Origin of the sequence: Chryseobacterium scophthalmum (assembly GCF_900143185.1) — a bacterium.
Taxonomy (GTDB): Bacteria; Bacteroidota; Bacteroidia; order Flavobacteriales; family Weeksellaceae; genus Chryseobacterium; species Chryseobacterium scophthalmum.
Genome location: NZ_FSRQ01000002.1, coordinates 708,944 through 722,349, shown reverse-complemented (window position 1 = coordinate 722,349; position 13,406 = coordinate 708,944). Strand labels below are relative to the sequence as shown.

Genomic DNA, 13,406 nt, shown 5'->3' with positions numbered 1-13,406 from the left:
CTTCCTACTAAATTTAATCTATAATTTGATCAATGTTCCTCCATCCAAATTCCCAATACCAAAAGAGACCAATGTTTATAATTATAATGTAAATTTTTCTGGACCTGCTGAAAATCGAGCTTATTAAAAATTTTTGATGCCGGATTTTTTAAAATTTTTGATGAAAGCTCTTCCATAGCCGGAATTTTTAGCCATTTTTCTACAGGTGCACCGAATCCTTGTTTTCGTTTATTTAGAATATTATCTGTCAGTAATTCACCAAAAGCTTTCCTTAGAATAATTTTGGTCTGGTCAGTATTTACTTTATATCTTGCAGGAAGAGCAGAACAGAATTCGACCAAATCTTTATCTAAAAAAGGAGTTCTTAACTCGATCGAGTGCATCATCGCAATTCGGTCATCTTTTACCATATAATCTCCCGGAATAATATTGGTGAGATCCATTTTCATGGGAGTATTCAGATTGGTTTTATCTAACGGAAAATCATATAAATGTTCATATTCCGTATTTGATTTTAAAAGTAAAGCAGTTTCTTTTTTTGTAAAATTACTATGTACTTTTTCTTTTTGATAAGCCACAATATCCGGAAATTTTGCCCTGAAAACTTTATCCAGAAAATAATCCTGTCCTTTTCTAAAACCTATTTTTTTGCTAACAGTAGATCCTATTTTATAAAAATTCAACAAACTTGGATTCGCATTTCCTTTGTCGAGAATTTCTTTTTCTTTCTGGTACCATTTGTATCCGCCAAAAAGCTCATCACCTGCATTTCCAGTAATTACAACCGTCATATTTTTTGCTGCTTCTTCACAAATGGTATACGTTGCTAGAATTGCGGTATCTGCAAGTGGTTCATCTAATTTTTTTAAAACTTCTACCAATAACTTGGGAATTTCTTCATCTTTAAGGGAAACTTCTTTGTGATTGGTATTGTATTTTTGAGAAATACTTCTTGCTTCAGGCATTTCATTCCATTCACCTTCGTAACCAAATCCTAATGTTGTAAGTTTTGAATTATATTTGGATGACAATGCAACCAAAGTTCCGGAATCTAATCCACCACTTAAAAAAGCCCCTACTTTTACATCAGCAATCAGTTGCTTCTTTACAGATTTTTGAACCAGATTTTTAAATTTTTGTACAGCATCCTCTTCTGAAATATTTAATTCTTCTTCAGGCAAATTCCAATATTGAGAAATTTTAACTTCCCCATTTTTATAGACTAATTGTGAAGCCGGTGGCAAAACTTTAATATTTTTATAAATACTTTGATGACTATTTATGTATGAATGACGTAAAAAATGGGAAACTGCTTCATCATTTAATTCTTTATCTGCTAAATCTGTTGCCAAAATAGCTTTAATCTCAGAGGCAAAAATAAATTCACCGTTTTTTCCTGTTGCATAGTAAAACGGCTTTTCTCCAAAACGATCTCTTACACAAAACAGCTGTTGTTTTTCTTCATCCCAAATTGCAACAGAAAACATTCCGTTTAAATGTTTTGGAAGCTCAGAACCATATTTTTGATACAGTGAAAGAATAACTTCTGTATCTGTATTACTTTTGAAAGAATATTCAGAAAGATCCTTTTTTAAATCACGATAACCATAAATTTCTCCATTGAAGACAATACATTCATTTTTTGTATTTGAGTACATTGGTTGATGCCCGTCTTTTGAAAGATCAACAATCGCTAATCGTCTGAAACCTAAAAAACAGTTTTGAAAATACTCATGACCCTCATCATCCGGACCACGATGAATAATAGAATCGGTCATATTTTTCAGACTTCTTTTATAAAAATCATCGTTTAAAATATTTTTTTTCACAATACCTGCAATTCCGCACATAGATCATTAATATATGACAAATTTAAAACTTATTTATGGAACATTTGTGAGCGTCAAAGTTTTACACAAGTTAGATCTTAAAGTTTCAATCAATTTAATAAAATTAAATTCAGATATTTGTACAAATATGCAAGCACTACCTTTAATTTCAATTATCACAACATATTACAACTCTGTACAGTTGGGAGATTTTGTAAAATCTTCTATGAATTGCCTTCTGAATCAGACTTATTCAAATATTGAATTCATTTGTGTAAATGATGGTTCTACAGATTCTACATTAGAGGATTTGGAACGTTTTGCAGAACAGGATTCTAGGATTAAAATTTATACCAAAAAAAATCAGAAGTACGCTCAATATTCTAAGGCTTATGGACAGGAAAAGGCTGTAGGAGAATTTATTTTCCTTTTTGATCATGATGATCTGATTGATTTTGATACGATTGAAAAATGTTACCAAACATTTCTAGCTCACCCCGAGCTTGATATTGTAAGTCCTATTGTTATTACAAAATTTACGGACGGGAAAATAAAAAACACCCACAATATTTATCAATCTGACTTAAAAAATTTTGAATTTAAAAAATTTACAGGATCTCAGATTATGAAAGACACTGTAGGTAGATATGACAATCATATCAGAGGATTGTACAGAAAAAACGTTTTTAAATCTCACTCTTATCGTTTTACAGAACCACTTTTGAATGGTGATGAAATTGTTGAAAGACTTATTTTGGAAGAAGCGAGATTTGTAGGAAGTTGTGATGCTGTCTATACCCATTACATACATTCTGATTCATCATCAAAACTGATTTCTCCTAAAAAAATTGATTTTGCCCGAACAGATTATTTACTTCGTAAATTATTTAAAGAAAAAGGGATTTATGATAATCGCCGTCCTATATTTGAATTTACTGCATATAAAAACCTTGTCAACGCAATTAAACTTTTTCATTACTTTTCTAAAAACATGAATTCTGAAGAAAAACTACTGCAGAAAAAAAGACTTCAGGAATCTTATACCGAATTAGATAAAAAAATTGTTACTTCTCAGTTTCGCGGTTTTGCAAAAATTTACAACACTTTATTGTTATCAGATTTTTCCCTGCTATTTACTTTTTACAAGTACAAAAAATAGAAAATTATCTTTCAAAACGCCAGATAAAAAGCTTTAAGGAAAAATTAGCCGGTAAGCTTTGGAAAAAATTTTTCTTTTTAACATCTATCGGAAATTTTGAACTGAAATAATCCACAAGATTTAATCTTGTTAGTTTTTGCATTCTGGAAATGTTGGTTTTCAGATATTCTCTGTCTTTTAACGCTTTCCACTGCATCACTAAAACCATCTCTTTGAAAAGAATAATTTTACTTTTAATAAGACTTTTTAATAACAGATTCTTTTCCTCTTTATACGACTTTGAAAAATAGTCAAGAATAGTAAGATAGTTCTCAAAATTCTTTTTTTTCCTGTTAAAGATAACCGATTCGCCATGAAGATAGTACAGATAAGTAATATCGTCAATAATTGCCAAAGTTTCTGTTTTGAGTAATAAATGAAAAAACCACAACTCATCCTGCGCAAATAATCCTGGCACAAAATAAATTTTGTTGTCGGCAATAAAGTCTCTTTTATATAGTTTGTTCCATGATGATGAAGGAAATCCTCCTTTACTGTAAACTGAAAATATTTCCAGATTGTTATCGTAGTATTTTTTTTCTGCGATGGTAGGAAAGCCGAAATCTTTTGTGCTGTTATCAAAAGTGTTAATCCATCTATTCTGTGCTACAATAACCTGAGCGTCTGTTTTCTCAGCTTTTTCAACCAATAATTCGACACAGTTAGCCGTAATCTCGTCGTCACTATCTAAAAAAAACAGATATTTCCCCGTAGCTGCTTTTATCCCATTGTTTCTTACTACAGAAAGCCCCGAATTTTCTTCATGCTCAATAATCTTGATATTGAGTTCCTGATTAGCTTCCATAAAATTTTTGATAAGAAACATACTGTTATCTGGTGTACAATCATTAACAAGAATAATTTCTAAATTTTTATACGTTTGGCTTTTCACAGATTCTAAACATCTGATGATAAACTTTTCACATTTAAAAACGGGAATAGAAACAGTTACTAATGGTTGCATGGAGGGAATTTAATAAATAATTGTAGACAAAAATATAGAAATAAATCTAAAATTTATTTTTGCTGTTATAACAAACCATTTTTTTTGTCCTTGTTCTCTTTAAATCAATATGTTTTAGTCGTATTTTAGAAACTTGAAAGTGCTTAACTGGAAATTCATAATCTATTTTTCAATAAATGATACTTGGTCTTGGGTTTTGATATTTTTACAAATTATTGTAATTTTAATGCAAAAGATATAAACATCCTCAAAAGGATAAATGATAATGACTAAAGATTATTACAGGCAAATTCTTGATATCTAAAAAAACACAATGAAAAAACCTAAAATTTTAATTGTCACCCCAGGTTTAAATAAACCTATGGGTCCTTTTGTAAAAAATTATATTGATAAACTACCATTTGAGAAAGTTGTTCTTTTTGGAGGCTTTGTTCCTTATTTTTATTTAAACACAAGTCTTAAAAGACAAAAAATAGTAAGATATTTGTTTACTGCCCTCTCTTTAATGAATCAAAAAAGGCTGGAAATACTTATCAAAAAACGTTTTAAGAAAATTCTCTTAAAAGAAAGAGTTGACTGTGTTGTTGCAGATTATTTAAATACCGGCGCCGCTGTAAAAAGCATCTGTGAAGAATTAAATATCCCGATAGTTGCTAATGTTTTAGGGTATGAAATAAATAAAAAGGATGTGGTAGACGGTAATACAAAAAATTACGAAAACCTGGCAAATTATAACTCTTATGTCATTCCTGTAGCAAAAAACATGATTCCTAAGCTGAAAAATTTTGGATTCGAAGATGAACAAATAATATATTCTCCTATTGGAGCAAAAGAAGATTTTTTTAAAATTAATCCGGCATATGATGCATACCAATTTTTAGCAATTGGTCGTTTTACAGCAACAAAAGCTCCTCAAATAAGCATTAAGGCCTTTGCGAAAGTTCTTCAAAAATTTCCTCAGGCAAAATTAGTTTTTGCAGGTGACGGAGAATTATTCGAAGAATGCAAAACATTAATTGAAGAATTACAAATTGGGGATCGAGTAGAATTAGTAGGCTGGATTAATCAGGAAGAGCAATTAGAGCTTTTCCGGAAAAGCAGTGTTTTTATACAGCATTCTGTAACTGCAGCCAATGGAGATGCAGAAGGTACACCTGTAGTAATTATAGAGGCTTCTGCTGCCGGATTGCCTATAGTCTCAACCAAACATAGCGGTATTATCGATACGGTGATTGATGGTAAAACAGGGTTTTTAGTTGATGAACACGATTTAGATTCAATGGCAGAAAAGATGATTTTTCTTTTAGAAAACCAAAATATCATGAGAGAATTCGGAGATTCTGGCAAAGAATTTATTCACCAAAATTTTTCATTGAATAAACATCTTGATACCGTTACCCAAACGATACTAAAAGCTGTTGCACCGTAATTTAGTAACCATTTTAAAGAAAATTAATATTGTTTTCTCCATATGATTAAATTTTCAATTCTTGTCGCACATTATAATAATTATAACTACTTTACAGAGTGCTACGACAGTATTCTGAAACAAACTTATCAGGAATATGAAATTGTACTTGTTGACGACTGTTCTACAGATGATTCTTATCAAAAAATAATAGAACTCACAAAAGATAATCCAAAAGTTAAAATTTTTAGAAATGAAGAAAATAGCGGTGTAGGTCTTACAAAAAAAAGATGTATTGACTTAGCCTCAGGAGAAATCTGCGGATTTGTTGATCCCGACGATACTTTAACAGAAAATGCGCTGCAGATTATTATAGAAAACTACTCTGAAAATAATATTGTAGTGTATTCTCAATTCTACGAATGCGACGCAAAACTAAATCCTATTAAATTATTTCCACATTCTCGTGCAATTAAAAACGGTAATAAATTATTTTTTAATGTTTTTTTTGAAGCTACTCATTTTTTCACATTCAAAAGAGAAGCGTATTATAAAACTTCGGGGATTAATGATAAACTGACCTCAGCTGTCGATCAGGATTTGTATTTAAAACTTTACGAAATTGGTAATTTTAAATTCGTAAAAGCTCCGCTTTACTATTATCGCATACATGAAAAAGGAGTTTCCCAGGAATTTTCCAAGAAAGAAAAACTGCACAAAAACTGGCATCAAACTATTTTAGATACCACAAAAAGGAGGAAAATTGATAGTTTATATGGCGAAAAAATAACCGACATTGAAAATCTCCCAGGATTTTTGAAAGTAAAGCAAAATAGTATTTTCAAAAAAATTCAACGAAAATTTTTATAAACTAAAAAACCACAGAATCATCTGTGGTTTTTCTTTATTCTTTTATAATAACTCCGGCAAACTTACCGTCAAACTCAATAATATGTGGTTTGTGGTTATTCTGTTCGCAATAATCTTTAAATGCAGCATTATCTCCCACATCATCGCTCATAAAAACGCCTCCTTTTCTCAATCTGTCCCACAGCATTTTATATGCCCACATTCTTCCGTCATAGGTTTTATCACTGTCATAATGCACTACATCGAAAGTTTTTGTTTTTTCAAAAATTTTCGGAAGAGATTCTTTATCTGCAAATCTGTAAAGATCCCAATTGCTTTTGTACTTTTCAGGAATTACACATCCTACAAAGTCTTCACTCTGATTTTGTAAAATATAAGGCATATCTGAACTGTAAAGCGTTCCGTTTCTGAAAACCAAAGATGCTAAAGCGGCAAAAGAAGACCAACCATAGGCAACTCCTGTTTCAATAGAACTTTGGGCTTTTGCAAATTCGTTGATGTAATAAATAACGCTTAAAGAACCCGCTCCTCCCATTTTTACAGGTGCTTTTTCTTGTGCTTGCAATGCGTTTTCGTATTCTTGAGGGAATTTTTTTTCAAAAGGAACGAAATTCATCTTCAAAATATTTTCTATAAAATCTTTCTCTGAAACAGAGATGCTTTTACACCATTTTTCGGCTTCCTCTTTACCTCGTAAACCAGATGAACGGTTGAATATATTTTTCCATATCTTACGTCTTAATTCAGGATATAGATCCGGACGCTTAAGATAGGCGACAAATGTGGTTGCAATTTCTGAAACTTTACTCATACAGTTATGTTTTGAGGGGTAAAAATACAAAAGAATTGCTCAAACAGTCTTATATTTGTTTCTTTAAGGATTAATTTTTTTTAAAATACACAAATGCCTCAAAAAATAAAAGTTCTGTTCCGCCATCGTTCCATGGAAATGGGAGGAGTTGAAAGGGTTCTTCTTGATCTGTTGGAAAACCTACCAAGAGAGCTGTTTGACATTACTTTTTTTCTGACAATTGACCAGGGAGAACTTAGAAAAAGTATTCCTAAAGATATTGAACTTATCACTCTGCAAAAGGGAAGAGAAGATATGAGCAGCAATAAATTCCTTAGAACCTTACAGCTTGTTAAAAGAAATATAATTCTCTCTTTTTACCGAAATAATCCTAAAATATTATACCGTAAAATCATTAAAAAAGATTTCGACCTAGAAATCGCACCGACTTATGCCGAGTTTGAGAATATTCTATCAAGCCCTTTAAATTCAAGAAAAATTGCTTGGTTTCATACTGATGTAAGCTATGATCCCGATGAAAAAAGAGTTTTAAGCAGAATCAATGCACTCAAAAAATTTGACTGGGTGATTTTCGGTTCTAAACAAACCAGAGAGGTTATTAAAGATTTGTATCAGATTGAATATCCTAAAAGCTCTGTCATTTATAATTCTATAAAAATTGATGAAGTAAAAATAAAAGCATTAGAATTTCCTGTTGATTACGACACCACTCCTGTATTTTCATCTATGGGAAGATTGCATAGCCGTAAAAACTATCACACTTTGATGAAAGTACACAAAAGACTTTTAGATGAAGGGTTTCTCCATTCTATTGCAGTAATCGGAGGCGGTTCTGAGATGGAAAATTTACAAAAACAGGCAAAAGAATTAAAGGTAGAAAAAACATTTCTCTTACTCGATAGCCAAATCAATCCATATCCTTATATAAAAAATTCTGATTATTTTGTTTTACCTTCAGAGTCTGAATCTTATCCTTTAACAATAGGAGAAGTAATGGGATTAAATATTCCAATTGTAAGTACAAACGTAGGTGGAATTCCGGAAATGATTGAGCACGACTTTGATGGTTATCTTGTAGAGCCGGACGAAAACTCAATTTATGAGGGAATGAAACTATTCCTTACAAGTAAAGAGATTACAGAAAAATTTAAGAAAAACCTGATACAATCTGTAGAGAAATTTGATAATGAAAAAATTTACAATCAGGTAAGTTCTGTTTTTCAAAAACAATATCAACTGAAAGGATGAAAAAACCATTAGTTACCATTCTTACGCCCACTTTTAATAGAGCGCATACTCTACCACGGGTTTTTGAATCTTTACAGAATCAGACTTTTAAAGATTTTGAATGGCTCGTCATCGATGATGGTTCAACCGACAAAACGAAAGAACTCGTTGAAGAATTTCAGAAAATATCTGACTTCAAAATTCGATACTATCACCAGGAAAATCAACATAAGTTTTTAACTTTTTTCCGTGGAATTGATCTTGCTGAAGGTAAATATTTTTCACCCTTAGATTCTGATGATGCATTGCCAAAAGATTCTATGGAAATTCTTACCAATACATGGGAACAAATCAACAATAATCAAAATATTGTATTTGTATCAACACTTTGTGAAGATCAGTTTGGAAATATTGTAGGAGATCACTTCCCCGAATCACCATTAATCTGTACCATTTTTGATATGCGATATAAATACAAAATCAAAGGTGATAAATGGGGAATGGGAAAGACAGATATTTATAAAAAAATGAAGCTGAATTTTGAAAATCTCTCGGGAAAAGGCTTTATTCCTGAAGGAGTTTTCCAGTTTCAGTTTGATAAACTGGGTTTTCATTACTGCATTAATGAAGTAACGAGAATTTATTTCCGGGACAAAGATGATGAACAGTCACTTGCTAATCAGTTCTACGATAAAAAAAATGCATTCGGACTTGCCGAAAACTACAAAGCATTTCTGAATACTTACAGCTCAAAAATCTGGAGCAACCCTATTCCGGTTATAAGGAATCTGGGAGGTTATCTGAAATTTTCAAAAGTTGACGGCAGATCTTTAAGAAAAATCACTTCAGAATTAAAATCAACTGAAATGAAATTATTGGCAACTTTACTTTTTCCATTCTCAAAACTCATTTAAAAATGCCAAAAAGAATACTTTTCATTTATTATCAAAATCTTAAACCAGGTGGCGTTGCAAGAGTAATGATTAATCTTGCAAATGAACTCTGTGAAAACGGATATGATATAAGTATCTTATTTTTGATGGAAGGAGAAAATACATTTTATAAAATAAATCCCAAGATAAAAATTCATACCGTTGATTCTTTTGGTCATTGGGGAGTGAACAAAGTCAATCCATTATTAGATAAATATTTAAAAAAATTCCGCCACAGATACAGCCTGAAAAAATACGTTTATGATTTCGGACAATGGGATGTGATGAACGAATGGTTGAAAAAAAATCATTCTCAATTTGACGCTATCATTTCATGTTGGTACAAATTATCCGCACAAATCTCTATAAATAAAAAAATTGCATCTAAAACATTTGCTTGGGAGCACTCTAATTTTGAAGTGGGTGGTAAAATTTGGGGAGATTTATTAAGACCCAAATATAAAAACTTAGCCGGAATTGTTTGCATTAACAAAGCTTCGTCTAATTATTACAAAACATTTAATCCTAATGTCTATTTAATTCCGAATATTATAGGCGAACCTTTTGAAAGCATTAAAAATATTGACTTTCAAAGCAAAGAAAGCCAACTAATCTATGTTGGAAGGTTAGATCAAGAAAAAAATGTGGGTGCAATCATTAATATAATTTCTGAAATAGATTTAAAAGATTTTAGCCTTAAAATAATCGGTGAAGGCTCTGAAATGGAGAACTTAAAAAAACTAGTTGAAGAAAAAAGGTTAGAATCAAAAGTTATTTTTACAGGTCGATTGCCAATTAACGAAATCAAAAATGAACTTTTAAAAAGTAAAATTTTTCTATTTACAAGTATAAATGAAGCGTTTGGAATGGTGCTTTTAGAAGCAATATTTTGTGGCAATGCTCTTATTTCTTACGATTGTAATTACGGTCCGTCTGATATTATTAATCAAAACAACGGTTTTTTAATCCCGATGAATAATGAAAATAAATTTCAAGAAAACCTGCAAACCCTTATCAATAGGCCAGATTTATTAAATGAACTCAATCAATCTTCTTTTCAGGAATCTTTCAACTGGCGTAAAAGCGAAGCACTTATTCAATGGAATAAAATCATCAATTCAATTTCTCAATAAACGATCTTCATGATTTCAATTATTACAGCATATTACAACCGAAAAGAACTTCTTTTTATAAATTAGTAAAAAATAAATTGATCAAAGAATATAAATTACAATAAATGTCTCAAAAAAAGAAAATCCTTATCCGTATTGGTTCACTTCGTCACGGTGGTGCAGAAAAAGTGTTGGTTACTTTTCTGAAAAATCTCCCGCAGGATCAATATGAAATTGATTTACTTTTAAATTTATATTCCGGAAAATATTTGAGCGAAGTTCCCAATTGGATTAATATCATTTATCTCAATAAAGGTGAAATGATCATCACCAACAGAATTCAGGATATTCCGAAAAAGGCAGCGAGAGTTATTTATCAGAATGCATTGAAAAAGTTTCCTACTCTTCTTTATAATGGAAAATTAAAAGGAAAAAAATACGACATCGAGTTTGCAGCGATTCATGGAATGCGGGATGAAATTCTCAATTCTCCGCTTCAGTCTTCAAAAAAAATAGTCTGGATTCATAATGATCTTTCCCAGGTGAAAGAGTACACCGAAACTGAGATTAAAAAATTCTTCGGTTTTGATAAAATCATGGTCATTTCAGAAAAAATAGAAAAACTTTTTCTTGATTTAGCCGAAAACGAAATCCAGAAACAGAAAATCGTTAAAATCTACAATCCTTTAGACACTGAAGAAATTGTATCTAAAGCAGAGCAAAACGTCATTAATTATGAGTTTGATCAGAAAGTCTCAACCTTTATTTCCGTAGGAACCGTATTTCCGCAAAAAGGTTTTGACAGACTGCTGAAAGTACACAAAAAACTCTTAGAACAAGGTTTTAAGCACAAAATTCTAATTGTTGGTGACGGATATGATTTTGAAAATATCAAAAAGCTGAAAACTGAACTGAATGTTGATGAAACTGCAACGATGTTGGGTTTTACAGACAACCCTTATCCATATTTCAACAAAGCAGATTTTTATATTTTAAGTTCAAGATATGAAGGTTTTCCGACCGTTTTGTTTGAGGCAATTACTTTAAAAAAGAAAATTATTGCAACTGAAGTTTCCGGCGTTAGAGAAATGCTGAATAACGGAGAATTGGGTTTAATTGTTGAAAATTCTGAAGAAGGCATTTATTCCGGAATGAAAAAAGCGCTGTTGGATTCTCAGGATTTTGAAAAATATACCGATAAGCTAAAAGATTACGAAATGCCTTTTAATCTTGAAAACTCTGTGCAGAAAATCGTTTCTATTCTTGACGGAATGTAGATTAATTTTTATTTATTTTGGCTTCAAGACCATTTAGATTTTTTAAATTTGTTACATGGCAGACTACTCTACTATACAGAAAGATTTCTACCGGGAAAGCGGAAAATGGCTTTCTACTTTCAAAATTTTGGCAAAATGCGTCAATCCCAATTTACATTTTATTTATGTTTTAAGGAAAACTCAAAAGTATAGTAAGATCCCTGTTTTAGGACTTTATTGGAGAATTGTTTTAAGGCATTTCCAAATTAAATATGGTTTTCAGATTTATCCTGAAACTCAAATTGGGGAAGGTTTTTATCTCGGACATTGGGGAAGCTTGGTGATTAACCCAAAAACGATAATAGGGAAAAACTGTAATATTGCTCAAGGTGTAACGATTGGACAGCAAAACAGAGGGAAAAACGAAGGTTATCCCGTTATTGGCGATGAGGTTTGGATCGGTCCAAATGCTGTGATTGTAGGAAAAATAAATATTGGTAAAAATGTTTTGATAGCTCCGAATGCGTTTGTAAATTTTGATGTTCCAGACAATTCGGTGGTTTCTGGTAATCCTGCAAAGATTTATCCAAACGAAAAAGCGACAGACGATTACATCAACAACAGGGTTTAAACCTGAATTTTATCATATTTTTAAGTATATTAAACTTTGTTAAAAATGGTAGATAATTCTACAAAATTAATATTTTTGCATAATTATTGATTCAGTCTATTGAATTTGAAAATAATTTAAACGAAATAAATAATTATAATCTTTAAAATTTAATTAATGAAGAATTCGTACGAAGTTATTTTTGAGAACAACAGAAAATGGGTAGAATCTAAAGTAGCAGACAATCCCCACTTCTTTGAGGATCTTGCAAAAACTCAGAATCCTGAATACCTTTACATAGGATGTTCAGACAGCAGAGCAACCGCAGAAGAACTCATGGGAGCAAAACCGGGAGAAGTTTTTGTCCACAGAAATATTGCAAATGTTGTAAATACATTAGATATGAGCTCCACAGCTGTTATACAGTACGCCGTAGAGCACTTGAAGGTAAAACACATTATCATTTGCGGACATTACAACTGCGGTGGTGTAAAAGCAGCGATGACGCCTCAAGATTTAGGACTTTTAAATCCTTGGCTGAGAAATATTCGTGATGTTTACAGATTGCATCAAGCAGAATTAGATTCTATCGAAGATGAGAGTAAACGTTATGACAGACTTGTAGAACTGAATGTTCAAGAGCAGTGTATTAACGTAATTAAAATGGCCTGTGTACAGGAAAGGTATATTTTAGAAGAATATCCTATTGTTCACGGCTGGGTTTTTGACCTAAGAACAGGTAAAATTATCGATCTTGAAATTGATTTTGAGGAAATCTTAAAAGACATTCAGAAGATTTATAATCTTACAAGCTCAGATTGGGTTATGAGCAGAAAGACGAAATAATCTTTCTTTAAAAAATTGAGTGAATGAAATTCTGGAGTATTATTACATTACTGTTTATCCTAAACTTCACAGCCTTGCCGAGCATCGCTGCGGTTTTCGGTTGGGAAATACAGAGAACCAATGTAATTTTAAACGAAGAAGAAACACACTCTCATTATTCATCATTTACGGTTTACGAAAAGACTTTACCAAAGACTTTAAACGTACATGATTTTCTAAAGTTTTTCGAGCCTGATCTCGAGCGCAGATCTTTTGTGCTGATTGATGATTCCTTTCATCTTTCACCATTTCTTACCATATTTTCTCCACCTCCCGAAGCTTAGTTGAAATACATTAGCAAATA

Annotated in this window: 13 protein-coding genes; 10 read left to right on the top strand and 3 right to left on the bottom strand. The window is 31.5% G+C overall.

The features are described from left to right. Positions 1-29: 29 nt before the first annotated feature. A complete protein-coding gene (gene asnB, locus BUR17_RS13530; protein WP_074230885.1) occupies positions 30-1,850 on the bottom strand; it encodes an asparagine synthase (glutamine-hydrolyzing) in 1,821 nt (606 codons plus the stop codon). Between the two features lie 127 nt (positions 1,851-1,977). On the opposite strand from asnB, the gene BUR17_RS13525 reads away from it, so the two are divergent. Then, positions 1,978-2,988: a glycosyltransferase family A protein gene (locus tag BUR17_RS13525; protein WP_159437605.1), complete on the top strand. Its 1,011-nt coding sequence runs from the start codon at positions 1,978-1,980 to the stop codon at positions 2,986-2,988. A gap of 4 nt (positions 2,989-2,992) precedes the next feature. Here the strand turns inward: BUR17_RS13525 and BUR17_RS13520 are convergent, their stop codons facing one another. Then, a complete protein-coding gene (locus BUR17_RS13520) occupies positions 2,993-3,991 on the bottom strand; it encodes a glycosyltransferase (RefSeq protein WP_074230883.1) in 999 nt (332 codons plus the stop codon). A gap of 313 nt (positions 3,992-4,304) precedes the next feature. Between BUR17_RS13520 and BUR17_RS13515 the strand changes: the two genes are divergently transcribed. Continuing rightward, positions 4,305-5,420, top strand: coding sequence for a glycosyltransferase (locus tag BUR17_RS13515; protein ID WP_074230882.1), 1,116 nt, complete (start codon positions 4,305-4,307; stop codon positions 5,418-5,420). A gap of 42 nt (positions 5,421-5,462) precedes the next feature. Continuing rightward, a complete protein-coding gene (locus BUR17_RS13510; RefSeq protein ID WP_074230881.1) occupies positions 5,463-6,269 on the top strand; it encodes a glycosyltransferase family 2 protein in 807 nt (268 codons plus the stop codon). Positions 6,270-6,303: 34 nt separating this feature from the next. Here BUR17_RS13510 and BUR17_RS13505 read toward each other — a convergent pair whose 3' ends face one another. Beyond that, complete coding sequence (locus BUR17_RS13505) at positions 6,304-7,080, bottom strand: class I SAM-dependent methyltransferase (RefSeq protein ID WP_074230880.1); 777 nt, start codon at positions 7,078-7,080, stop codon at positions 6,304-6,306. A 93-nt stretch (positions 7,081-7,173) separates the two neighbouring features. On the opposite strand from BUR17_RS13505, the gene BUR17_RS13500 reads away from it, so the two are divergent. From BUR17_RS13500 to BUR17_RS13470, 7 genes are all read left to right on the top strand, one after another. After that, positions 7,174-8,328: a glycosyltransferase gene (locus tag BUR17_RS13500; protein ID WP_074230879.1), complete on the top strand. Its 1,155-nt coding sequence runs from the start codon at positions 7,174-7,176 to the stop codon at positions 8,326-8,328. Beyond that, positions 8,325-9,221 (top strand): glycosyltransferase family A protein, encoded by an 897-nt coding sequence (locus BUR17_RS13495; protein WP_074230878.1) that lies wholly within the window; start codon positions 8,325-8,327, stop codon positions 9,219-9,221. Before BUR17_RS13500 ends, BUR17_RS13495 begins: the two co-directional genes overlap by 4 nt. Positions 9,222-9,223: 2 nt before the next feature. Next, positions 9,224-10,372 (top strand): glycosyltransferase, encoded by a 1,149-nt coding sequence (locus BUR17_RS13490; RefSeq protein ID WP_074230877.1) that lies wholly within the window; start codon positions 9,224-9,226, stop codon positions 10,370-10,372. Positions 10,373-10,476: 104 nt separating this feature from the next. Further along, positions 10,477-11,628, top strand: coding sequence for a glycosyltransferase (locus BUR17_RS13485; protein WP_074230876.1), 1,152 nt, complete (start codon positions 10,477-10,479; stop codon positions 11,626-11,628). 55 nt (positions 11,629-11,683) lie between these two features. Further along, on the top strand, positions 11,684-12,238 hold the full coding sequence (locus BUR17_RS13480) for a serine O-acetyltransferase (protein ID WP_074230875.1): 555 nt from the start codon (positions 11,684-11,686) through the stop codon (positions 12,236-12,238). Positions 12,239-12,394: 156 nt separating this feature from the next. Further along, the gene (locus tag BUR17_RS13475) at positions 12,395-13,063 is read left to right on the top strand and encodes a carbonic anhydrase (protein WP_074230874.1); all 669 of its coding nucleotides are present in this window, start codon (positions 12,395-12,397) and stop codon (positions 13,061-13,063) included. A 23-nt stretch (positions 13,064-13,086) separates the two neighbouring features. Next, positions 13,087-13,386, top strand: coding sequence for a hypothetical protein (locus BUR17_RS13470; protein WP_074230873.1), 300 nt, complete (start codon positions 13,087-13,089; stop codon positions 13,384-13,386). Positions 13,387-13,406: the final 20 nt, after the last annotated feature.

Bases quoted from the DNA above. Each gene is read 5' to 3' on its own strand.
- BUR17_RS13480 (WP_074230875.1), top strand. From the start codon at position 11,684: ATGGCAGACTACTCTACTATACAGAAAGATTTCTACCGGGAAAGCGGA.
- BUR17_RS13470 (WP_074230873.1), top strand. From the start codon at position 13,087: ATGAAATTCTGGAGTATTATTACATTACTGTTTATCCTAAACTTCACA.
- BUR17_RS13495 (WP_074230878.1), top strand. From the start codon at position 8,325: ATGAAAAAACCATTAGTTACCATTCTTACGCCCACTTTTAATAGAGCG.
- BUR17_RS13505 (WP_074230880.1), bottom strand. From the start codon at position 7,080: ATGAGTAAAGTTTCAGAAATTGCAACCACATTTGTCGCCTATCTTAAG.
- BUR17_RS13515 (WP_074230882.1), top strand. From the start codon at position 4,305: ATGAAAAAACCTAAAATTTTAATTGTCACCCCAGGTTTAAATAAACCT.
- BUR17_RS13500 (WP_074230879.1), top strand. From the start codon at position 7,174: ATGCCTCAAAAAATAAAAGTTCTGTTCCGCCATCGTTCCATGGAAATG.
- BUR17_RS13510 (WP_074230881.1), top strand. From the start codon at position 5,463: ATGATTAAATTTTCAATTCTTGTCGCACATTATAATAATTATAACTAC.
- asnB (WP_074230885.1), bottom strand. From the start codon at position 1,850: ATGTGCGGAATTGCAGGTATTGTGAAAAAAAATATTTTAAACGATGAT.
- BUR17_RS13485 (WP_074230876.1), top strand. From the start codon at position 10,477: ATGTCTCAAAAAAAGAAAATCCTTATCCGTATTGGTTCACTTCGTCAC.
- BUR17_RS13525 (WP_159437605.1), top strand. From the start codon at position 1,978: ATGCAAGCACTACCTTTAATTTCAATTATCACAACATATTACAACTCT.
- BUR17_RS13475 (WP_074230874.1), top strand. From the start codon at position 12,395: ATGAAGAATTCGTACGAAGTTATTTTTGAGAACAACAGAAAATGGGTA.
- BUR17_RS13490 (WP_074230877.1), top strand. From the start codon at position 9,224: ATGCCAAAAAGAATACTTTTCATTTATTATCAAAATCTTAAACCAGGT.
- BUR17_RS13520 (WP_074230883.1), bottom strand. From the start codon at position 3,991: ATGCAACCATTAGTAACTGTTTCTATTCCCGTTTTTAAATGTGAAAAG.